The sequence below is a fragment of the Streptomyces sp. H27-D2 genome, from assembly GCF_035828615.1.
In the GTDB taxonomy this organism is placed as follows: Bacteria; Actinomycetota; Actinomycetes; order Streptomycetales; family Streptomycetaceae; genus Streptomyces.
Window position 1 is genome coordinate 103,426 of sequence record NZ_JAYMZR010000008.1, and the last position, 21,048, is coordinate 124,473.

A 21,048-nucleotide genomic window follows, 5' to 3' on the forward strand; every position below is an offset into this window, starting at 1 on the left:
CCGTGCAGGGCGCTCAAACTCGCCCGTGCAGGGGCGCTCAGACCGCTTCGCCGATCCGCCGGTCGCGCCCCGCGCCCAGCCCCAGCAGAACCAGGCCGACGCACACGCCCAGCAGCAGCGCGAGCGGCAGCGTCCAGCCGCCGGTCGCCTGGCGGACCGCGCCGAGGACCAACGGGCCGGCCGCCGCGAGCAGGTAGCCCCAGGTCTGCGCCATGCCGGAGAGCCGTGCGGCGGTGTGCGCGTCCTTGGAGCGCAGCACCATCATGGTCAGCGCGAGGCCGAGCGCGCCGCCCTGGCCGACGCCGATCAGCGCCGCCCACAGCCACGCGCCGGCCACCGGCGCGATCAGCAGGCCGGTGATCCCCGACGCCATCAGCGCCGCGACCATGCAGGCGAGCGGGCGCTGGCTGCGCATCCGTCCGGCCAGCAGGGGCACCACGAACGAGCCGATCATCTGCACCAGCGTGCTGAACGCGAAGACCAGACCGGCCGTCCCCTTGGCCATCCCGTGGTCGGTGAGGATCGTCGGCAGCCAGGCGATGAACACGTACGCGATCAGCGACTGGGAACCCATGAACAGGGTGACCTGCCAGGCGATCGGGGAGCGCGAGAGCTTCGGGGCGTCCGCGCCGGGGGCGTGCGGCTGGGAGGCGTGCGCCGGAGCGGCGGCGGCCTCACCGTGGTGCGTGCCGCGCCGGGCGATGACCGCCTGCGGTATCCAGACGACGGCGGCGAACGCCGCGAGCAGCGCCCACGAGGCGAGCGAGCCCTGCCAGCCGCCGAGCGCGTTCTCCAGCGGCACGGCGGAGGCGGCCGAGACGGTCGCGCCCAGGATCATCGCCGTCGAGTACAGCGCGGTCATCCCGGCAGCGCGCTCCGGGAAGTCCCGCTTGATCAGGCCCGGCATCAGCACGTTGAGCAGGGCGATCGCGATGCCGACGAGCGCGCAGCCGCCGAACAGCGTCACCACGGGCGGCGCGATCCGCAGCAGAATGCCGCCGCACAGCAGCACCAGCGCGCCGAACAGCACCGTCTCGGTACCCCACCGCTTGGCCAGCCGGGGCGCGAGCGGCGAGGCCAGGCCCATGAAGATCAGCGGGATGGTGGTGACCAGGCTGCTCGCCGTCGCGGTCAGGTGGAAGGTGTCGCCGATCTCGCTCAGTACGGGCGACACACCGGCCAGCGCGGCCCGCATGTTGAGCGAGGCGAGCACGATGCCGACCATGACGAGCGCGGGGTGGGCACGCAGCCGCCGCCGGGCCGCGACGACCGGGGGCGCGGGGGCCAGGTCCTCTTCGGCGTCGATGAGGGGGGCCTCGACGAGCACGGCTTCGGCGGGTGGGCTGTCTGACCTGGTCGCGGGCATGGGGAGTACCTCTTACGTCACTGATCGTGTGGTGGGGGGCGTGCGGGTGGGGTGCGGGTGGGGCGCGGGCGGCGTCAACGCGCCGAGAGGAGCGCTTCCACGGCCTGCTTCGGACCGTCGAGCAGCGAGCGCGCCGCCGCCTCGGCCGCGTCCGGGTCGCCCGAGGCGATGGCGGCGACGACGGCCCGGTGGTCGCCCGGCACGATCCGCGGCATCTCGCGGTCCCCGAGCGCCGTCAGCAGCGCCTCCCGCACCGAGCTGCTGAACCAGCGGTACGTCGCGGTCAGCGCGGTGTTGTGGGCGGCCTCGACGACGGCTGTGTGGAAGGCGACGTCGTGGTCCGCGTACAGCTCGTGGTTGTCGTGTTCGGGCTGCCCCTCGGCGTCCTCCAGGTCCGCCTGCGCGTCCAGCGCCGCCCGCATCCTGGCCAGATCCGCGCCGTCGTGCCGCAGCGCCGCGAGCCGCGCGCCCTCGGCCTCCAGCGCGATCCGCAACTCCAGCACGTCCCGGATACCGGCCCGCTGGAGGTCGCGCATGATGTCGCCGGGATCGGTCGTGGACGCCACGAAGGTGCCCTCGCCCTGCCGCGAGCGCAGCATCCCCGCGTGCACGAGCACCCGTACGGCCTCCCGCACGGTGTTCCGGCCCACCTGCAACTGCTCGGCCAGCGCGTGCTCGGTGGGGATGCGCTCCCCGACCTTCCACTCGCCGTCGGCGAGCTGCGCCCGCAGCTGGTCGACGACGCTGTCCACCAGGGACTGCCGTCCCGCCGCCCGCAGTGCCACGTGGTGCTCCCCTGCTCGATCGCTCGTGTTCTTGTGCTCGTGTCGTGTCCGGTCCGCCGGGCCGCTCATCAGTCGGGGCCGCTGGATCGGCTGCCGCCGTGGGTGATTCATCCGGTTGCCCAGTCATCCTACAACTGAATGGATGTATGTGGCACTGAGTATCGGATGCTGGGCAAGCGACCCTCTGTAGGGTGTATGTCTATGGCAGAAACATGGGTCAATATGGCCGAGCGGATCGGCAGTGATCTGCACCTGGAACTGTCCGGCACGGGCAGCCGGCGCGCGGTCCTCATCCGCACGCTGCGCGACGCGGTACGCACCGGGCGGCTGGCCGCGGGCACCCGGCTGCCGCCGTACCGCTCGCTCGCCGCTGACCTCGGCCTGGCCCGCAACACCGTCGCCGACGCGTACGCCGAACTGATCGCCGAGGGCTGGCTCACCGCCCGGCAGGGCTCCGGCACCCGCGTGGCCCGGCGCGCCGAGCCGCTCGCCGCCGCTCCCGTACACAGTGCGCCGGCGCGCCGCCCGCACGCCCCGGCGCACGCCGCGCCCGCGCACAACCTGCGGCCGGGCGTGCCCGACGCCGCCTCCTTCCCCCGCAGCGCCTGGCTCGCCTCCGCCCGCCGCGCGCTGAACGCCGCCCCCAACGAGGCGTTCGGCCCAGGCGATCCGCAGGGCAGGATCGAACTGCGCCGGGCGCTCACCGAGTACCTCGCGCGCGCCCGGGGCGTGCGCACGGAGCCCGGCCGCATCGTCATCTGTTCCGGCTTCGGGCACGCCCTGCGGCTGCTGTGCGAACGGGTGCTCCCCGGGCCGGTGGCGGTGGAGTCGTACGGCCTCGCCTTCCACCGCTCGATCCTGGCCGCCGCGTCGGTCCGTACCGTCCCGCTCACCCTCGACGAACAGGGCGCCCGGACCGCCGAGTTGACCGAGTCGGCCGCGATGAAGGGCGTACGGGCCGTACTGCTCACCCCGGCCCACCAGTTCCCCACCGGCGGACCGCTGGAGGCCGGACGGCGGGCGGACGTCATCGACTGGGCGGGCGGCCACGACGGGCTGATCCTGGAGGACGACTACGACGGCGAGTTCCGCTACGACCGGCGGCCGATCGGCGCGTTGCAGGGACTCGACCCCGAGCGGGTGATCTACGTCGGCTCGGTGAGCAAGAGCCTGTCGCCCGCGATGCGGCTGGGGTGGATGGTGCTGCCCGAACACCTCGTGGGCGACGTCCTCGATGCGAAGGGCGAACGTGAGGCGTGGGTGAGCGTCCTGGACCAGCTCACCTTCGCGGACCTCATCGAGTCCGGCGGCTACGACCGCCACATCCGCCGGATGCGCCAGCGCTACCGCCGCCGCCGCGATCTGCTCGTCACCACCCTCGCCGAACACGCCCCGCACATCCGCGCCACCGGCATCGCCGCCGGTCTGCACGCGGTGCTGCGGCTGCCGCCCGGCACCGAGCAGTCCATCGTCGAAGCGGCCGGCCGGCAGGGTCTCGCGCTCGACGGGCTGGCCGACTTCCGCCACCCCGAGGCGACCATGCCGGCCGTGGACGGCCTGGTCACCGGCTACGCGGCGCCACCGGATCACGCGTACGGCGCGGCCCTGGACACGCTGTGCCGGGCGCTGCCGCCGCCTTCGGAGGGGGCGACGACAGCGGCTGCGGGGTCCGAGCAGACCCCGGCGCCCGCCCTGGACCCGGCCCCCGGCGAGACCCCGGCGCCTGCCTCGGCCCCGGCCCCCGCCCAGGCCCCGCCGACCGCTCAGACCCGGCCCACCCCTCAAACCCCGGCCGGAGAGCCCGATCCCGCCGCCGGCACGTTGTAGTTGAGGCGGAAGGTGTTGGCGGGATCGAAGACAGCCTTGAGCTCGGTGAGCCGCCGGTAGTCGTCCGGGTCGTAGGCGGACCGCACCCGTTCGGCCGTCGCGTTCTCGCCGAACCCCATGAAGTTCAGGTTCCGGCCGGCCGACCACGGTGCCAGCGCCTCGATCAGCCGCCGGTGCACCGGCTGGACGGCGTCGAGGCCGAAATCGTCGCCCAGCGGCGAAAGTACGCCCAGTAGGTACTGCGCGTCCCGGTGCCCGACCGCGTTGGCGGTCGCGGGCTTCCGGGCGAGCGCGCCGCCGAGGTGGCGCAGTTCGACGATGCAGGGGACCGGCGCGTCGGGCCCGGTCAGCGCGAGGACGGTCCGTACGGCCGGCGCGTCCAGATCGCTCAGCAGTACGTTGTCCCCGGTCCACGCCATGGGCCTGGACGGGTCGTTGTGGATGGTGCCGCAGGCCGTGTACGGCATGTCCTCGACGGTGTCCGTCAGCCGCGGCCCGACCGCCCGCAGCGGCGCGAGCAGCCGCTCGCCGTCCGCCGGGCCGCCCGTGTACGCGATCCGTACGTGGATGACGCGGCGGCCCCGGATCGGCTCCGGGATCTGCGGGACGTCCGGGAGCCGCAGTACGGCCAGCGAGGAACTCATCTCCTCGGGCACCGTCCGCGTCCACCGCAGGTAGCTCTGGAACACGTCCTCCACGAGGTCCGCGTCGAAGTACAGGCCGCCGCCGTACAGCCGGGTCACCGGCAGCAGGCCGATCTCCAGCCCGGTCACCACGCCGAAGTTGTCCCGCCCGCCGAGCAGCGCCCAGAACAGGTCGGGGTCGCTGTCCGCCGTGATGCGGCGCAGCCGTGCGTCGGCGGTGACGACCTCGATCGTGCGGACCAGGTCGGCCGCGTAGCCGAACTGCCGGGACAGCAGCCCCAGCCCGCCGCCGAGGGTGTACGCGACCGCGCCCACATGCGGGGCGGAGCCGTTCAGCGGCGCGAGCCCGTGCCGCGCGGCCTCCGGAACGACCCGCTCCCAGCGCACTCCCGCTTCCAGCCACGCGGTGCGCGCCCCGGCGTCCACCCGCACGCCGGACATCCGGCGGGTGCTGATCAGCACACCGCCCCCGGCGGCGACCGACATGCCGTGCCCGGTGGCCTGCACGGCGACCGGCAGCCGGTGGTCACGGGCGAACTCGACCGCGACGCGCACATCGTCGGCCCCGTCCGCGCCGACGATCACGGCAGGCCGGTGCCGCAGACCGGTCTGGGCGCCCGACCGCTCCTCGTCGTATCCCTCCGCACCGGGCAGGAACACCGGGCCCCGGACGGCGCGGGCCAACTCTTTGATCTTGAGGCTCTGCTGGCTCTGGCGGCTCTGCTGGTTCGGGTCGTTCGGGTCGCACTGGCCGTGTCGGTCATCGCAGTCGTGCTGGTCGTTCATCTCGGGTTCCTCGGTGTCATCGGAGTCGACCGGTGTCGTCGGTGTTCCGCGTGGTTGGTGCGGTGGCCAGCCTCTCGCGATTACCTGACACCGTCCGTCAAGTTTTTCGTCCACCCGGGGAACGTGAAATCCGACCGGCTGCTCGCGATCCTGCTGCTCCTCCAGACCCGCGACCGGGTGCCGGCCGCCGAACTCGCCGCGCGGCTGGAAGTCTCGGTCCGCACGATCTACCGCGACGTCGAGGCGCTGTCGACAGCCGGGGTGCCGGTGTACGCCGAGCGCGGCCGGCACGGCGGCATCGCCCTGCTCGCGGGCTTCCGCACCGACGTCACCGGCTTCACCTCCGATGAGGCGCGGGCGCTGTTCGTCCTGGCCGCACAGGGCGCGCACGCCGCGCTCGGGCTGGACGGCGCGCTCGGCTCGGCGCAAGGTGATGGTGGCGCTGCCCGCCCCGCACCGCCCGGCCGCCGAACTCACCCGCCGGCGCATCCTCGTCGACCCCGACCGCTGGCTGACCGGCCCGCGACCGGCCGTCGATCTGGGGCTGTCCCGACGCACCGGTGGCCGGGACCGAAGCCCCGGCCACCGGCTCTGACGCGCCCGGCCTACCGCCGGCCCCGCCGACGGCGAGGCGGCGGGGTGAGCTCCGTCAGCCCCGCGAGCCTCTCGCTCATCGCGCACACCACCCGGTTCGTGGCGTGCAGCCGCATATCGATGTCATCGAGTCGCTGATCCACTCGGTCGAGCCGCGCGGAGATCCTGCCGATGACCGGACCCAGCTCCTGGAGCACCGGGCCGATACCGGCGAGGCAGGACTCGATGGCGGTCACCCTCCGGTCGAGCGAGTGGTAGTCGGCGGACGGCTCGGCCGGCGAGCGGCGGTGCGTCTCCTCGACGTCCAGGAGGTAGGCGCGGACGCACCGGGCGACGTCGCTGTCGCGGAGCAGCATGGCGATGTTGAGGACCGCCCTGCGGGGATAGAGGGTGAGGTTCGACTTGGGCTGTGGATAACTTCCTGAAGCTTCCTGCCGGTAGAGGGACATGTTGTCCCTCTTGAATTCCAGCAGGTCAGCGCCGCGCAACACGATCATGCCGCTGCTGGTCAGTTCCTCGCGATGGCGCTGGGTGACCTTCTTGACGGACTCCTTGGTCACAGCGAAGTAGTTCGCGATGATCTCGGTGGTCGCGTGCACTCCATCCGGCAGCAACGCCAAAACCTTGACCTTGTCGAGAACGTCCACGCGCTCCACAACGCTGTCGCGCATCGCGCGCGATTCGATCAGTACGACTTCGGGTGGCATGGGATTGCCTCCCCCTTCAGCTGGAACGGTCGGGGAAGCCCGTATCCAGGGCACAGGAGCGAAGGCTGCTCACGTGGCCACAAACTCAATGACCGGTACTGACGACCGGCAATCCGCTACTTCACGATCTCTCGACGCCTCGAACTCCAGTTGCCTCCGCGCACGGTGGACAACGAGCCGATAAACGTACAGTCACTGCGTACGGGCGAGGCCGGTCACTGCGTACGGGGGAGGCCGAAGAGCCGTTCCAGCACGACCGCGATCCCGTCGTCCGCGTTCGACGACGTCACCTCGTCCGCGACCGCCTTCAGCGCGTCGTGCGCGTTGGCCATGGCCACCCCGTGCGCCGCCCAGCCGAACATCGCGATGTCGTTCGGCATGTCGCCGAAGGCGATGGTGTCCGCCGCCTTCATGCCCAGCCGCCGCGCCGCCAGCGAGAGGCCCGTCGCCTTGGTCAGGCCCAGCGGCAGCAGCTCGACGATGCCCGCTCCGGCCATCGTCACGCCGACCAGGTCGCCGGCCACGTCGAGCGCGACCTTCGCGAGGCCGTCGTCGCCGAGGCCGGGGTGCTGGAGGTAGAGCTTGTTGATGGGGGCGGTCCACAGGTCGTTGTGGTCGCCCACCCGGACGACCGGCAGCGGGCCTTCGTGGTGCGTGTAGCCGGGGCCGATCAGCACGTCGCCGTCCAGGCCGTCGCGGCTCGCGGCCAGGAACAGCGGGCCGACCTCGGCCTCGATCTTGGCGAGGGCGAGTCCGGCGAGCCGGCGGTCCAGGGTGACCGAGGTCAGCAGCCGGTGTTCGCCCGCGTGATAGACCTGCGCGCCCTGCCCGCACACCGCGAGGCCCCGGTAGCCGAGGTCGTCGAGTATGTGCCGGGTCCAGGGCACGGCCCGGCCGGTGACGACGATGTGCGCGGCGCCCGCCGCCGTGACGGCGGCGAGCGCGTCCCGGGTGCGCTGCGAGACCGTGTCGTCGGGACGCAGCAGCGTGCCGTCGAGGTCGGTCGCGATCAGCTTGTACGGGAGGTCCCGCGCGGAGTCGGTCAGGGTGGGGGCGGCCAGGGTGGGGGCGGCGGCGGAGGCCGGGCCCGCGCCGCCGTTGTCACTGCTCACTTGGCTACGGGCTCCAGGAACTCACGGCCGCCGAGGTAGGGACGCAGCATCTCGGGGACCCGCACCGAGCCGTCCGCCTGCTGGTGGTTCTCGAAGATCGCGACGATGGTGCGCGGGACCGCGCACAGCGTGCCGTTGAGCGTCGCGAGCGGCTTGACGTGCTTGCCGTCGCGCATCCGCACCGACAGCCGCCGCGACTGGAACTCATTGCAGTTGGAGGCCGAGGTCAGCTCGCGGTACTTGCCCTGGGTCGGGATCCACGCCTCGCAGTCGAACTTGCGCGAGGCCGAGGAGCCGAGGTCGCCGGTGGCCACGTCGATCACCTGGAACGGCAGCCCGAGCGCGGTCAGCCACTGCTTCTCCCACTCCAGCAGCCGCTGGTGCTCGGCCTCGGCGTCCGCCGGGTCGACGTAGGAGAACATCTCGACCTTGTCGAACTGGTGGACGCGGAAGATGCCGCGGGTGTCCTTGCCGTACGTGCCGGCCTCGCGGCGGAAGCAGGGTGAGAAGCCGGCGTAACGCAGCGGCAGCTTGTCCGCCTCGATGATTTCGTCCATGTGGTAGGCCGCGAGCGCCACTTCGGAGGTGCCGACCAGGTAGTAGTCGTCCTTCTCCAGGTGGTAGACGTTCTCGGCGGCCTGGCCGAGGAAGCCGGTGCCCTCCATGGCGCGCGGCTTGACCAGCGCCGGGGTGAGCATCGGGATGAAGCCGGCCTCGGTGGCCTGGGCGATGGCCGCGTTGACGAGCGCGAGCTCCAGCAGCGCGCCGACGCCGGTCAGGTAGTAGAAGCGCGAGCCGGAGACCTTGGCGCCGCGCTCGGTGTCGATGGCGGCGAGCAGCTGGCCGATTTCCTGGTGGTCCCTGGGCTCGAAGCCCTCGGCCGCGAAGTCGCGCGGGGCGCCGACGGTCTCCAGGACGGTGAAGTCCTCTTCGCCGCCGACCGGCACGTCCGGGTGCACGAGGTTGCCGAGCCGCAGCAGCAGGCGCTGGGTGTCCGCGATGGCCTCGTCCTGGGCCGCGTCGGCGGCCTTGACAGCGGCGGACAGCTCGCCGGCCTTCTTCAGCAGTTCGGCCTTCTCGTCGCCGGAGGCCTTGGGGATGAGCTTGCCGAGCGCCTTCTGCTCGGAGCGCAGCTCGTCGAAACTGACGCCGGACGACCTGCGCCGTTCGTCGGCGGAGAGCAGAGCGTCGACGACATCGACGTCCTCTCCACGGGCGCGCTGGGAGGCGCGCACACGGTCGGGGTCCTCACGAAGCAGGCGAAGGTCAATCACCCCACCAGGCTACCGGTGCCCGCTGCGGGTACTCGACGGGATATTTCCCCACGTGGCGCTTTGTCCCTTTTGGAACGAAAAGGGGAGGTGGCGAAAAGGCCCCGCCGATGTGCTGTTGAATGCGAGCGCAATCGCTGAAAATTCGCTGAAAAGGGGCATGCCCACGGGGGACGTTGACGGGCTCGCCGGGCGAACGGCGGGTGATGGGCGACGAGTTGTCCACAGGAGCGAGTGGATCGAATTCCTTTATCCACAGGCTGTGAGCAGGGCCTGTGGAAGTCGGAGTTGGTCGTTCCGGGAGGTGAATGGGGGGTGTCGCATTCCCTGGGCGAACCGCACGGAGCCACTCTTTCGGGTGGGAATGTCTCCCTCCAAAGAGTTGATCACGTGAATTGGGCTGACGAGGGGTGGCCTGCGGCACTGCGGTGCGGGGTGAGGCGTGTACGCCGATTTGTCGACCATGTCGGATTCCCGTGTCGACTTGTCCCCAGGTCGAGAACCAGCCCTGTGGATAACTGGGGCCCACTTGTGGACAACTCGGAGCGGCAATCGGAACGCTTTCCCGCATCCCAGGTGGGAGGGGTCAGGACCGGCCGTCAAGACAACGAGTCAGCCAGTCCGACGCCTCGGTGAAAGCGACGTCCGACGTGCCCACCCGCACCTCGGGACGCACCTTGTCCGCCCTCGGGTACGAACCGAGGAACCGCAGCTGCGGACAGATCCGCTTCAGCCCCATCAGCGCCTCGCCCACCCGGCGGTCCGTGATGTGCCCCTCGCAGTCAATCGAGAAGCAGTAACGGCCGATCCCCTGCCCCGTCGGCCGCGACTCGATGCGCATCATGTTGACGCCGCGCGCCGCGTACTCCTGGAGCAACTCCAGCAGCGCGCCCGGGTGATCGTCCCCCAGCCAGATCACCACCGAGGTCTTGTCCGCTCCGGTACGGGCCGCGGGCCTGGCCGGCCGGCCGGCCAGCACGAAGCGGGTCGTCGCGTTCTGCGCGTCGTGGATCTCGGTGACCAAGGGGTGCAGCCCGTACGTCACCGCCGCGAACTCGCCCGCGAACGCGGCGTCGTAGCGCCCCTCCTGGACGAGCCGCGCGCCGTCCGCGTTGGAGGCCGACGACTCCCAGAGCGCGTCCGGCAGATTCGCCGCCAGCCACTTGCGCACCTGCGGCTGCGCCACCGGGTGCCCGGTCACCGTCTTCACGTCCGACAGCTTCACGCCCGGCCGCACCAGCAGCGCGAAGGCGATCGGCAGCAGCACCTCGCGATAGATCATCAACGGCGCGCCGGTGGCGAGTTCGTCGAGCGTCGCGGTGACCCCGCCCTCGACGGAGTTCTCGATGGGCACCAACGCGCCGCCCGCCTCACCGTTCCGTACGGCGTCGAGCGCGGCCGGCACGGACACCATGGGCATCAGCTCCCGAGTGGCGGCCTCCGGCAGAGTCCGCAGTGCGGCCTCGGTGAATGTGCCCTCGGGACCGAGATAGGTGTAGCGACTCGCCGACATTCTGGTGCGTCTCCTCGTGATCAGACAGTGTCGTCACGATACCGAGCGCCGCCAAAAGCGGCTCCTGGACGGCTTCAGCCTGGATCGTTCCGCGCACACGCGCCCGCGCACACGCGCCCGCGCTCACACCAGCCGCCCGCGCCCGGCGTACTCGCGCCCCGGCCTGCTCGGCCTCGCGCCCCGGCGCGAAGTGCGCCGTACGCGCCCGCGCCCCTGGCCCGCGCGCCCGCGCCCCGCGTCGCCGGCTCAGCTCTCCAGCAGCCGCTGGCCCACGTACTCGCCCGGCGCGCAGCCGCCCGGTACGGCGAAGAGCGCGCTCGCCTCGTGGCGCAGGAAGCGGGACAGCGCGTCGCCGCGGTCGAGCTTCCGCTGCAACGGGACGAAGCCGCGCAGCGGGTCCGCCTGCCAGCAGACGAAGAGCAGCCCGGCGTCCGGGGCTCCGTCGTCGCGGGAGCCGTCGTGGTACGAGAAGGGCCGCCGCAGCATGGCCGCGCCCTGGTTGGACTCGGGGGCCGCGACGCGGGCGTGCGCGTCGGTCGGCACGACCAGCTTCCCGCCGGGGCCCGTCTTGTCGAGGTCCATGGGTGTCGTCCCGCTGCCTCCGGAGAGCGGGGCGCCGTCCGCCTTGCGGCGGCCGATCACCTTCTCCTGGTGGTCCTGCGACAGCTTCTCCCACGGGTCGAGGAGCATCCGGATGCGCCGGACGACGGCGTACGAGCCGCCCGCCATCCACTCCGGGGCGTCCCCGCCCGGCGGCACGAAGATCCGCTCGTCGAAGTCCTCGTCCGACGGCTTCGGGTTGTTGGTCCCGTCCACCTGGCCCATCAGATTGCGGGTGGTCATGGGGCGCGAGGTCGCGCCCGGCGTCCGGTTGAAGCCGTCCATCTGCCAGCGGATCCGCGCGCTCGCCCCGGCGTCCTTGCTCAGCGCACGCAGCGCGTGGAAGGCGACCAGCGCGTCGTCCGAGCCGATCTGCACCCACAGGTCGCCGCCGCCGCGCTCGGGGTCGAGAGCGTCGGCGGAGAAGTCCGGCAGCGGTTCGAGCGCGTCGGGACGCCGCGCCGTGAGCCCCGTACGGCCGAAGAAGGTGTGGCCGAAGCCGAAGGTGACGGTGAGCGAGGACGGACCGGCGTCCAGCGCGACGCCCGTGGTGTCGCCCTGCGGCGTCCGGCCGGCCGTCAGCTCCTCGGCCGTCTTCGACCAGCGGCGCAGCAGCGCGGCCGCGCTCCTGCGGTCCGCGCCGGGGGCCAGGTCGAAGGCGACGAGGTGCCCGCGGGCCTGTAGTGGGGTGGTGATGCCCGCCTGGTGCTCGCCGTGGAAGGGGACGGCGCTGGAGCCGAGCGTGGAGAGCGCGGTGGGGGCCGCGCTCCGGGCGTACGCGTGACCGAGTGCGCCTCCCGTCGCGCCGAGCGCGAGCCCCGCCGCGCCCGTCGCGCCGGCGGTCCCGAGCAGCCGCCGCCGGGAGATGGCGGAGGCGGAGGAGGCCGCGGAGGTAGCGGAGGTCTCCGGGCCCGGTGAGGACGGCGAGCCCGCCGCGCCTGTGGGGCCGCCCGGACGGCCGGAACCGCCGGGGCCGCCCGGACGGCCGGAACCGCCGGGGCCGCCCGGACGGCCGGAACCGCCGGGGCCGCCCGGACGGCCGGAACCGCCGGGACCGCCCGGACCGCCGGAACTGGTCGAACTACTGGAACTTCCCTGGTCGGTCATCGAACGAGGTCTTTCATCAGTCGAGCTTCACGTTCTTGGTCTCTGTCACCTGGTCGATGTCGGAAGTGCGCACCAACAGCGACAGCTGCCAGTTTCCCGCCATCGGGATCTGCACCCCGACCCCGCTCGCGGTCCAGTGCCCGGGGCCGATCTTGTCCAGCGTGACGGGCAGCGGCCCGAGGTCCTTCGCCCTGAGGGTGAAGGAGACCTTCACCTCCGCTGCGTCCAGCGGCCTGCCGTCCGGCTTCAGGGTCCTGAGGTGCAGCTTGTTGCTGCCGGTGCGGCCCGGGTCGAGGTCGATCTGGGCGATGCCCTTGCCGTCCTTGCCACCGGTGTCGAAGGGGATGTCCTGCGTCACCGTCTCCTCGGGCGCCGGGGCCGAGGAGACGGGCTTGCCGGTCCGCGCCTCCTCCTCGGTACGGCCGGGCTCGGTGCTGGTGAGGATGGTGGTCACGACGAGCAGCACGACGGCGATCGAGGTTTCGGCGAGTACGGACCGCCGCAGCCCGCCGCGCTCCGGGTCGGCGTCGCGGATGCGCTTGGTGCGGGCGGTGTCGGAGGCGACCCGCTGCCGGGCGAGCTGAGTGGCGCGTTCGGCGGCGGCCGGGGTGGCAGCGGTGGCTTTCGCGCCGGATTTCGCGCCGACCTCTGTCTCCGCCTTCGCCCCAGCCTTCGTCCCAGCCTTCGCGCCGACCTTCTCCGGCAGCGCTTCGCCGCTCGTAACGACTTCGGCTCCTGCTCCTGCTCCGGCTCCGGCTCCGGCTCCGGCTCCTGCTCCTGCTCCGGCTCCTGCTCCGGCTTCAGCCTCCGTCTCCGCCTCCAGCCCCGCCGTCTCGCCGAGCTGCGCGGTCCAGCGGCGCGAGACGGCGGCCAGCAGGACCAACGCCGCGACCAGACCGACCTTCAGCAGCAGCAGCTGCCCGTAGCGCGTCGAGGTCAGCGCGTCCCAGGAGCCGACCTGCCGCCAGGACTGGTAAACGCCCGTCGCGGCCAGCGTCAGCACGCTGACGAACGCCATCCGGGAGAAGCGCCGTACCGCCGAGCGCTCGACGCCCGGCCCTGTGCAGAGGGAGACCAGCAGCGCGGCGAGTCCGCCCAGCCAGGTCGCGACCGCGAGCAGATGCAGCACATCCACCGGCATGGCCAGGCCGGTCTGGATGCCGGTCGAGGCGTGTTCGGCCATCGCCCAGGTCGAGGCCAGTCCGGCGGCGACGATCACGCCGCCGATGGCCAGCCCGAAGGTGAGGTCCTTGCGCTGCTTCTCGGCCTGCTCGGCCTCGACGCTCCGCTCGGCGTCGCCGGTCGCAGGCGCGGGGGCGCTCGCAGGGGCGCGCGCTGTCGTGGTGCGCGCGTACGCGCCGAACAACACGGCGACGAAGAGCGCGCCGGCGGCGAGCAGCAGCAGCCGGGAGACGAGGGCCGCGCCCGGCTTGGTCTCCAGTTCCTGCCGCAGCGCGCCCAGGTCGAAGGCGTCGGCGAGCTTGCCCGAGCCGGTGTAGGGCGCGCGGAGCAGCAGCAGCACGATGGTCGAGGCGGTGAGCGCCGCCCAGCCGCCGACGACGAGCCGCTGTACGGGCCGTACGGTCGCGGCCTTCGGGCGGCAGGCCAGCACGAAGGCCGCGCCGCCGACGAGCAGGATGAAGCCGGCGTACGAGACGTAGCGGCCGATGCCGTACAGCGCGCCGACGACTCCGCCGCCGACCTGCTGGTCCGGCAGCGGGACCGTGGTCCTGGAGGGCGCTCCGACGGAGAAGGTGAACGCGCCGGACACCGGGTGGCTGTCCGCCGAGACGGCCTGCCAGGCGACGGTGTAGGTGCCGTCGGGCAGGCCGGAGTGCAGGCCGACGGCGAGTCTGACGGTGCCGCCGCCGGACAGGTCGCGCGGGCTGCCCGAGTCGGCCCGTTCGCCCTTCGGGTCCAGGACGCGGATCGAGTCGTCGGACATCGCGACGCCCTCGGAGAAGGTGAGCGTGACCTCCTTGGGCGCTGCGCCGACCACCGACCCCTGCGCCGGATCGCTGCCGGTCAGTGCGGCGTGCGCGGAGGCCGGGGCCGCGCCGCCGAGCAGCACGCCGAGCAGCGCCGCGGCTGTCAGCAGCAGCCGTGCGAGGGCGGCGGCCCGGCCGGAGCGACGCCGGGAGGGGTGCGCCGGGGGCTGCCCGGAGCGGTGCGCCCGGCGGCCGGTGCGAGGGACGGTGGACGGCATGGCGGGTCAGTCCCTCACTGCTCGGGGTTGTAGTTGGGCGCCTTGACGGGGAGCTCCAGCTTCACCGGATCGGAGGTGGCGAAGTGCAGTTCCACCGCCACCTTCTCGCCGAGCTTCGGTTTGTGCCGCAGCTTGACGAACATGACGTGATTTCCGCCCCGGCTCAGCGCGAGTTCGCCGTTCGCCGGGATCTTGAGCGACTTCACCTGCTTCATCGTGTTGCCGACAGTCTTGTGCAACTGGACGTCGTCGGAGAGGTCGCTGGTGATGGAGGTGAGCCTGTCAGCGGTGTCGCCGGAGTTGCGCACCGTCAGGAAGCCACCGGCCATGTCACCGGTCATCGGCACCGGCATGTAGGCCCCGGCGGCCTTCAGCTCGGGCTCGCTCGGCTCGGAGGAGCAGCCGGCCAGCGCCGCGCCGACGACGAGCGCCAGCAGGGCGGGGAGCACGGCGGTACGCGGCGAGCGGACGGGGCGGAGCGGGTTCAGCGCGCTCCGCGGGCTCAGGGGGCGGTTCACGGGTTCTCCCCCTTGATGAGCTTGGGCATGTCCTTCGTGTAGTCCGCGGCGGTCGCGTCCTTGTCGTACATGACGTGGGCCTTGTCGTCCTTCGGCGAGAACGCGAGGACCTGGGCGCCGTGCGTCGACTCGATGTCGCCGTTCTTCTTCTTGACCGACGGCTCGATGGAGACGCCGACGGTGCGCGCGCCGGCCTGGATGGTGTCGAAGTCGCCGGTCAGCCCGACGACGTCGGTGCCCTGGCCGCTCAGCCACTTGCCGAGGTGCTTGGGGGTGTCCCGCTCGGGGTCGGAGGTGACGAAGACGACCCGCAGATCGGCGCGGTCGGCCTTGGACAGCTTGCGGGTGGCGACGTCGATGTTGCTCATCGTCAGCGGGCAGACGTCCGGGCAGTTGGTGTAGCCGAAGTAGAGGAGGGTCGGACGGCCCTTGGTCTCCTTCAGCAGGTCGTACTTCTTGCCGTCGGTGTCGGTGAGGACCAGGTCGGGCTTGGTGAACGGCCGGTCCAGTACGGTCGCGGCCCGCTGCGCGGCTCCGTCGCCGGAGACCGTCACATTGCCGTTGTCGTCGCTGGTGGCGCTCTTGTCGTCGGAGCCGCCGCACGCGGTCAGCGTGATCGCGAGGGCCGCGGTGAGAGCCGCTCCGAGCAGCGCGGTGCGGCTGCGGCGGGCGGGCCTGTGGGTGAGGTGCATGAAGATCTTCCTAGCGGAACAGGGGTACGGGGCGGGCGCCGGCCGGGCCCGCGCGTCGTGTGCGCGGGCCCGGCGTCCGGTCGCACCGGTCGTCCCGGCCGGTTGACAGCCGGTCAACAGGCGGTTGGCGGGGCCCGTCAGGCGGAGCGGCGGCGTCCGGCGAGCACGCCGAACGCGACACCGGCGATGCCGACGACGATGCCGACGATGCCGAGTACCCGGGCGGTGTTGTCACTGCTGTCGGAGTCCGACGACTCGACGGTCGCCTCGGCGTCGTCGTGGCCGCCCTTGGCGTCGGCCTTGTCGGCCGGCTTGGCGTCGTGGCCGTCCTCTTCGGCGGCCGTCAGCTTGAGGGTCGGCGCGGGGTTCTCCGGCTCGGCCGCGCCTTCCTTGGGCTCCTCGATCCAGCGCACGACCTCCTTGTCGTCGTACGTCTGGATGGCCTTGAAGACGAGCTGGTCGGCGTCCTCGGGCAGCTGGCCGACGGAGAGCGGGAACTGCTGGAAGGTGCCCGGCTTGACCGCGCCGTCCTTCTTGGCGGTCCAGGTCACCTTGGAGACGGCTTCCTTGATTGTCTCGCCGTGCATCTCCAGCGGCTTGTCCAGCTTGGACTTGGTGACCTTCACGTCCCAGCCGGGAACCGGCTGCGGCATGACCGAGGCGAGCGGGTGGTCGGCCGGGAGGCTGACTTCGAGCTTGACGGTCGAGGAGTCGTCGCGCTCGTTCGGCACCTTGAAGGCGATGGTGCTGTAGCCGCCCTTGGGCGCCTCGCCGGGCTGCACGCTGACGTGCGCGAAGGCGGGGGCCGCCATCAGCAGCAGGGACGCGGCGGCGACGCCGCCGATGACCGGCAGCCGGTAGCCGCTGCGGGCGCTACGGGGGCTGTCGGTGCGGTCGGCGCGGCCGAGGGACGAGCGAATACGTGATGCGTTCATGGGTGAAGACACTCCATAGGCAGCTGCGATCACAGGCAGGCGTGATCGACGGATCGACAAGGGGGACGACGCGCTAGGGCGACAGCGCGATCACCCGCCCGGCCGTTCCGGGGGAGCGTCGCGTCAGGCCGCGAGGTCGAAGTGCGGCGGACCCCTGCGGATCACGAAATGCTGGAGTGCCGACACCCGGGGTTCGGACTTGCCCCTGTCGTACGGCCGGGCGCGCCGCGAGCGGTCCGCCGCCGCGGGCGCGCCCGGCAAGCCGGCGCGCAGGGCCTGTACGAAAGCCACGGCGGCGCGCAGGGCCCGTACGAGCGCCCCCTCCGCAACCCCGAGCGCCGACCCCGCCGACAGTGCGACGAGCCGCCACAGGGCCACTTCGCCACGCCGCAGCAGCCAGCCCGCGGCCAGCGCGGCGAGCAGGTGGCCGAGCAGCATCGGCAGCGAGGGCGGCAGTGTGTCGAGCAGCGAGGGGGAGTGCGGCGCGGTCGCGGATGCTCCCGCCGACCCGGCCGCCGCTTCGGGGGCCGAGTGCATCGCGTGCGTCAGCTGCCGGGCGGTCGGGCCGAGACCGGCGTCGGAGACGACGCGCTGCGCCTCGGCCACGCTCAGCCGCACCGGCGGCTGGTTGCAGAGCAGCCGCCCGGCGAGTGCGATCAGCTTGCCCTCGGGGGTGCCGCTCGTACCGGCCGAGGACGCGGCGGCGGCGGCGTGCTGCCGCGGCATGGCCGCGCCGTGCTGCCCGAGGCCGAACAGCGAGTGCAGCGTGATCTGTCCGACGGCCAGCGCCGCCGCGATCCCCGGCAGCGAACGCTCCCGCCCGGCGAGCGGCGCGGCGACCGCGAAAACCGCGAGAGCGCCGACGCCCAGCGTCCACAGCGGGACGGTCTGGCAGGAGGCCAACACGTGTCCGGCGGCGGACAGCGCGACGCAGACCGCGGTGAACACCGCGGCCCTGAGCAGTCGCAGATCGGCGCCGGCGCGCGCGACGGAGTCAGACATGGCGGCGTCATCATCCCACCGCTGCTACGGACCCTCTACGGCAGGGGTGGGGGCGCGCGGGGGCGTGCGCAGGCGGTCGGCATACACCGGTGCGCGGGGATCCCGCATCCGCCGAATGGGCGTCATCACACCGATCGCACGCATACGGACGCTCTCCTGCGGCAATACGTATCGGTATGTCGAGCCGCAGCCTGGAGGCTGGAGCATGAGCATGTGGTGGTCACTCCATTTGCGGCGCGATGCTGCGAGCGTCCCACTCGCCCGGCGGTTGCTGATCGGCGCCATGGATACGGCGGGGGTCGACCCCGACATCTCCTTCGAGCTGGCCCTCGCGCTCTCCGAAGCGTGCGCGAACGCGGTCGAGCACGGAGGCGGCGCGAGCGGCGGGGACTACCGGGTGACCGCGTTCATCGAGGGCGACACCTGCCGGATCGAGGTCGCCGACTCCGGCCCCGGCCTGCCCGCGAAACGCGCTAGGCGAGGACGCCGCGGCAATCCGCGCCCGTACGACCCGGCCCGCGCGTCCGAACCCGTTCCGGTGCACCAGGAACACGGGCGGGGCCTTTTCCTGATCGAGGCGCTCGCCGACAACGTCGCCTACCGGAACGGTCCGGGGCGTGGCGCGGTGGTGAGCTTCGACAAAATCCTCAAGTGGCGGGAAGGCGCGTCGCTGCTGAGAGCGTCCTGAAAGAGGCGGCACGCCCGCACACGACGCACGCCCGCACGCAATGCCCGCACGCAACGCCAGTGGGCGCGGACAGTACCTACTGTCCGCGCCCACCGCCGTACACCGTGCCGTTCGCCTGCCATGCGCGCTCAACCGGTCAACCCGTCAGCCCCGGACCCACCGAAGCCGCCGGATCCACCGAAGCCGTCGACCAGGCATCCGCTCAGCCCTTGAGCCGAGCCATCCAAGCCTCGACCTCACCCGAGGCGCGCGGCAACGCGGCCGACATGTTCCGGTTGCCGTCCTCGGTCACCAGGATGTCGTCCTCGATCCGGACGCCGATGCCCCGGTATTCCGCGGGCACCGTCAGATCGTCGGGCTGGAAGTAGAGGCCGGGCTCGACGGTCAGCACCATGCCGGGCTCCAGCACCCCGCCCACGTACGTCTCGGTGCGGGCCGTGGCGCAGTCGTGCACGTCCAGGCCGAGCATGTGGCCGGTGCCGTGCAGTGTGAAGCGGCGTTGCAGGCCGAGCTCCAGGACGTGCTCGACCGGGCCCTCCAGCAGGCCCCACTCGACGAGCTTCTCGGCGAGTACGCGCTGCGAGGCGTCGTGGAAGTCGCGGTACTTGGCGCCGGGCCTGACGGCCGCGATGCCCGCTTCCTGCGACTCGTACACGGCGTCGTAGATCTTGCGCTGGAGTTCGCTGTACGTGCCGTTGACCGGCAGCGTGCGGGTGACGTCCGCGGTGTAGAGGGTGTGGGTCTCCACGCCCGCGTCGAGCAGCAGCAGTTCGCCGGAGCGGACCGCGCCGTCGTTGCGCACCCAGTGCAGGGTGGTGGCGTGCGGTCCGGCGGCGCAGATCGAGCCGTAGCCGATGTCGTTGCCCTCCACCCGCGCGCGCAGGAAGAAGGTGCCCTCGATATAGCGCTCGGAGGTCGCCTCGGCCTTGTCGAGGACCTTGACGACGTCCTCGAAGCCGCGGACCGTCGAGTCGACGGCCTTCTGGAGCTCGCCGATCTCGAACGCGTCCTTGACCAGGCGCAGCTCGCCGAGCGCGGTCTTCAGCTCGTCGTCGCGGCCGGCGTCGGTCCGGTCGGCGAGCGCCGCCTCGATGCCCGCGTCGTGCCCGCGCACGATCCTGACCGGGCCGTCGAGCGCCTTGAGCGCGTCGGCAGCCGTACGGACGTCCAGGCAGGGGATGCCGAGCAGCTGCTCGGCCTCGCCCAGGCTGTGCCGGCGGCCGACCCACAGCTCGCCCATGCCGTCCAGCCAGAACTCGCCGTTCTCGCGGTTCGAGCGGGGCATCAGGTAGGCGGCCGCGGTGTGGCCCTCGCCGGACGGTTCCAGGACGAGTACGGCGTCCTCGGTCTGGTCGCCGGTGAGGTGGACGTACTCGGTGGAGGCCCGGAACGCGTACTCGGTGTCGTTCGAACGGGTCTTGAGGTTGCCGGCGGGGATCACCAGCCGCTCACCGGGGAAGCGCGCGGAGATCGCGGCCCGTCGCGCGGCGGCTTCGCCGGCCTGCTCGATCGGCCGCAGGTCGCGCAGCTCGGTATCGGCCCAGCCGGACTTCATGCTTGCGGCAAGCTCATCGGACACGGTGGGGTACAGACCGTTCTTCCGTTGCTTGATGGGCTCGTCACCCTCGGGGTTCTCGGGCGCGGGCTGCTCGGTCACGACATCCTCCTCGAACTGGGCCTCCCACCATCGTATGTGCGAGTGGAAGAGGGACAGTGGGGCAGAATCTGTGATCTATCCGTCAAAGCAGTCGGCAAGTCAGCCAAAGCGGGCGGGGGCGGCCGGGGCGGACAGCCGCCCGCACTCGCCCGCCGGCCACCGTCTGCCCGCTCAGTCGAACCTTGCTCACTCGAACCCGCTCACTCGAACTTGCTCAGTCGAAGCAAGCGGCGAGCAGCACGACGTCCTCCGTGCCGTCCGCCTGGTCGGTCCCCTCCGGGAGCACGGTCCGCAGCACATGGTCCGCGATGGCCTCCGGGTCGCCGCGCAGCGCCTTGGGCAGGCCGGTCGCGGCGGCGTGCAGCCGGGCGAAGGCGCGGTCCATGGGGTCGCCGGAGCGGTGCAGCAGGCCGTCGCTGTAGAGCAGCAGCGTCTCGCCCGGCGCCGGTTCGAGTTCGACGCTGGGGGCCTCCCAGCAGGCGAGCATGCCGAGCGGCGCGGAGAGAGAGGTCTCGACGAACTCGGTGCGGTGCTCGCCGATGATCAGCGGCGGGCAGTGTCCGGCCCCGGCGAGCACGATCTTGCGCCGGGCGGGCTCGCAGTAGGCGAACAACGCGGTCGCGCTGCGCGCGGGTTCCGTCAGCCGCAGCAGCAGTTCGAGGTCGGACAGCACGGCGACCGGGTCCTCACCCTCCATCACGGCGTACGCGCGCAGGCTGGCGCGCAGCCGTCCCATGGCGGCGACGGCGCTCGGCCCCGAACCGGTGACGCCGCCGACGGCGAGCCCGAGCGCGCCTTCGGGCAGCGGCAGCGCGTCGTACCAGTCGCCGCCGCCGAGCGGCCCGGTCCGGTGCCGTACGGCGAGCCGGACGCCGGGGACCCGCGGCAGCCGGCTGGGCAGCAGTTCCTCGCGGAGGGCGGCGACCGTCTCGCGGGCGCGGGACAGCTCCAGCAGCCGGGCGATGTGCTCGGTGGCGTAGCGGCAATAGAGGCCGACGAGGTGGCGCTGCCGCTCGGAGGGCTCGGCCGGTTCGTCGT

17 protein-coding genes and 1 pseudogene are annotated in these 21,048 nt (G+C 72.3%); 3 read left to right on the forward strand and 15 right to left on the reverse strand.

Features of this window, described 5'->3' with window-relative positions:
• Positions 1 to 37 precede the first annotated feature (37 nt).
• Positions 38 to 1,366 carry a CynX/NimT family MFS transporter gene (locus QMK28_RS05645; RefSeq protein ID WP_326435871.1) on the reverse strand — a complete coding sequence of 443 codons (1,329 nt, stop codon included), beginning with the start codon at positions 1,364 to 1,366 and terminating at the stop codon, positions 38 to 40.
• Positions 1,367 to 1,440: 74 nt separating this feature from the next.
• Positions 1,441 to 2,151 (reverse strand): FadR/GntR family transcriptional regulator, encoded by a 711-nt coding sequence (locus tag QMK28_RS05650; RefSeq protein WP_326435872.1) that lies wholly within the window; start codon positions 2,149 to 2,151, stop codon positions 1,441 to 1,443.
• A gap of 201 nt (positions 2,152 to 2,352) precedes the next feature.
• Between QMK28_RS05650 and pdxR the strand changes: the two genes are divergently transcribed.
• The gene (gene pdxR / locus QMK28_RS05655) at positions 2,353 to 3,978 is read left to right on the forward strand and encodes a MocR-like pyridoxine biosynthesis transcription factor PdxR (RefSeq protein WP_326435873.1); all 1,626 of its coding nucleotides are present in this window, start codon (positions 2,353 to 2,355) and stop codon (positions 3,976 to 3,978) included.
• Here the strand turns inward: pdxR and QMK28_RS05660 are convergent.
• Positions 3,933 to 5,408, reverse strand: coding sequence for an FAD-binding oxidoreductase (locus QMK28_RS05660; RefSeq protein WP_326435874.1), 1,476 nt, complete (start codon positions 5,406 to 5,408; stop codon positions 3,933 to 3,935). The two genes, pdxR and QMK28_RS05660, sit on opposite strands and share 46 nt — an antisense overlap.
• A gap of 123 nt (positions 5,409 to 5,531) precedes the next feature.
• On the opposite strand from QMK28_RS05660, the pseudogene QMK28_RS05665 reads away from it, so the two are divergent.
• Positions 5,532 to 5,949, forward strand: a pseudogene (locus QMK28_RS05665) (helix-turn-helix transcriptional regulator); the annotation flags it as partial.
• A 64-nt stretch (positions 5,950 to 6,013) separates the two neighbouring features.
• Here QMK28_RS05665 and QMK28_RS05670 read toward each other — a convergent pair.
• The 10 genes from QMK28_RS05670 to QMK28_RS05715 form a co-directional block, all read right to left on the reverse strand.
• Positions 6,014 to 6,709: a hypothetical protein gene (locus QMK28_RS05670; protein WP_326435875.1), complete on the reverse strand. Its 696-nt coding sequence runs from the start codon at positions 6,707 to 6,709 to the stop codon at positions 6,014 to 6,016.
• 215 nt (positions 6,710 to 6,924) lie between these two features.
• Entirely contained in the window at positions 6,925 to 7,770 is an 846-nt protein-coding gene (locus QMK28_RS05675; protein ID WP_326435889.1) for an HAD family hydrolase, read from the reverse strand.
• A gap of 47 nt (positions 7,771 to 7,817) precedes the next feature.
• Positions 7,818 to 9,095, reverse strand: coding sequence for a serine--tRNA ligase (gene serS, locus QMK28_RS05680; protein ID WP_326435876.1), 1,278 nt, complete (start codon positions 9,093 to 9,095; stop codon positions 7,818 to 7,820).
• A 583-nt stretch (positions 9,096 to 9,678) separates the two neighbouring features.
• On the reverse strand, positions 9,679 to 10,605 hold the full coding sequence (pheA, locus tag QMK28_RS05685; RefSeq protein WP_326435877.1) for a prephenate dehydratase: 927 nt from the start codon (positions 10,603 to 10,605) through the stop codon (positions 9,679 to 9,681).
• Positions 10,606 to 10,851: 246 nt separating this feature from the next.
• On the reverse strand, positions 10,852 to 12,312 hold the full coding sequence (gene efeB / locus QMK28_RS05690) for an iron uptake transporter deferrochelatase/peroxidase subunit (protein WP_326435878.1): 1,461 nt from the start codon (positions 12,310 to 12,312) through the stop codon (positions 10,852 to 10,854).
• A 16-nt stretch (positions 12,313 to 12,328) separates the two neighbouring features.
• Positions 12,329 to 14,518: a copper resistance protein CopC gene (locus QMK28_RS05695; RefSeq protein WP_326435879.1), complete on the reverse strand. Its 2,190-nt coding sequence runs from the start codon at positions 14,516 to 14,518 to the stop codon at positions 12,329 to 12,331.
• Positions 14,519 to 14,532: 14 nt separating this feature from the next.
• Entirely contained in the window at positions 14,533 to 15,036 is a 504-nt protein-coding gene (locus QMK28_RS05700; RefSeq protein WP_443050546.1) for a copper chaperone PCu(A)C, read from the reverse strand.
• Positions 15,033 to 15,728, reverse strand: a complete 696-nt coding sequence (locus tag QMK28_RS05705; RefSeq protein ID WP_326435880.1) for an SCO family protein — start codon at positions 15,726 to 15,728, stop codon at positions 15,033 to 15,035. The genes QMK28_RS05700 and QMK28_RS05705 overlap by 4 nt, the downstream gene beginning before the upstream one ends.
• A gap of 137 nt (positions 15,729 to 15,865) precedes the next feature.
• A complete protein-coding gene (locus QMK28_RS05710) occupies positions 15,866 to 16,540 on the reverse strand; it encodes a YcnI family copper-binding membrane protein (RefSeq protein WP_326435891.1) in 675 nt (224 codons plus the stop codon).
• A 246-nt stretch (positions 16,541 to 16,786) separates the two neighbouring features.
• Positions 16,787 to 17,665 carry a hypothetical protein gene (locus QMK28_RS05715; protein WP_326435881.1) on the reverse strand — a complete coding sequence of 293 codons (879 nt, stop codon included), beginning with the start codon at positions 17,663 to 17,665 and terminating at the stop codon, positions 16,787 to 16,789.
• A gap of 205 nt (positions 17,666 to 17,870) precedes the next feature.
• Here QMK28_RS05715 and QMK28_RS05720 point away from each other — a divergent pair, with 205 nt between their 5' ends.
• Positions 17,871 to 18,353, forward strand: a complete 483-nt coding sequence (locus QMK28_RS05720) for an ATP-binding protein (protein WP_326435882.1) — start codon at positions 17,871 to 17,873, stop codon at positions 18,351 to 18,353.
• 202 nt (positions 18,354 to 18,555) lie between these two features.
• On the opposite strand, the gene QMK28_RS05725 is transcribed toward QMK28_RS05720, so the two are convergent.
• Entirely contained in the window at positions 18,556 to 20,010 is a 1,455-nt protein-coding gene (locus tag QMK28_RS05725) for an aminopeptidase P family protein (protein WP_326435883.1), read from the reverse strand.
• Between the two features lie 214 nt (positions 20,011 to 20,224).
• The coding region (locus tag QMK28_RS05730; RefSeq protein WP_326435884.1) for a PP2C family protein-serine/threonine phosphatase at positions 20,225 to 21,048 on the reverse strand (824 nt) is incomplete at its 5' end.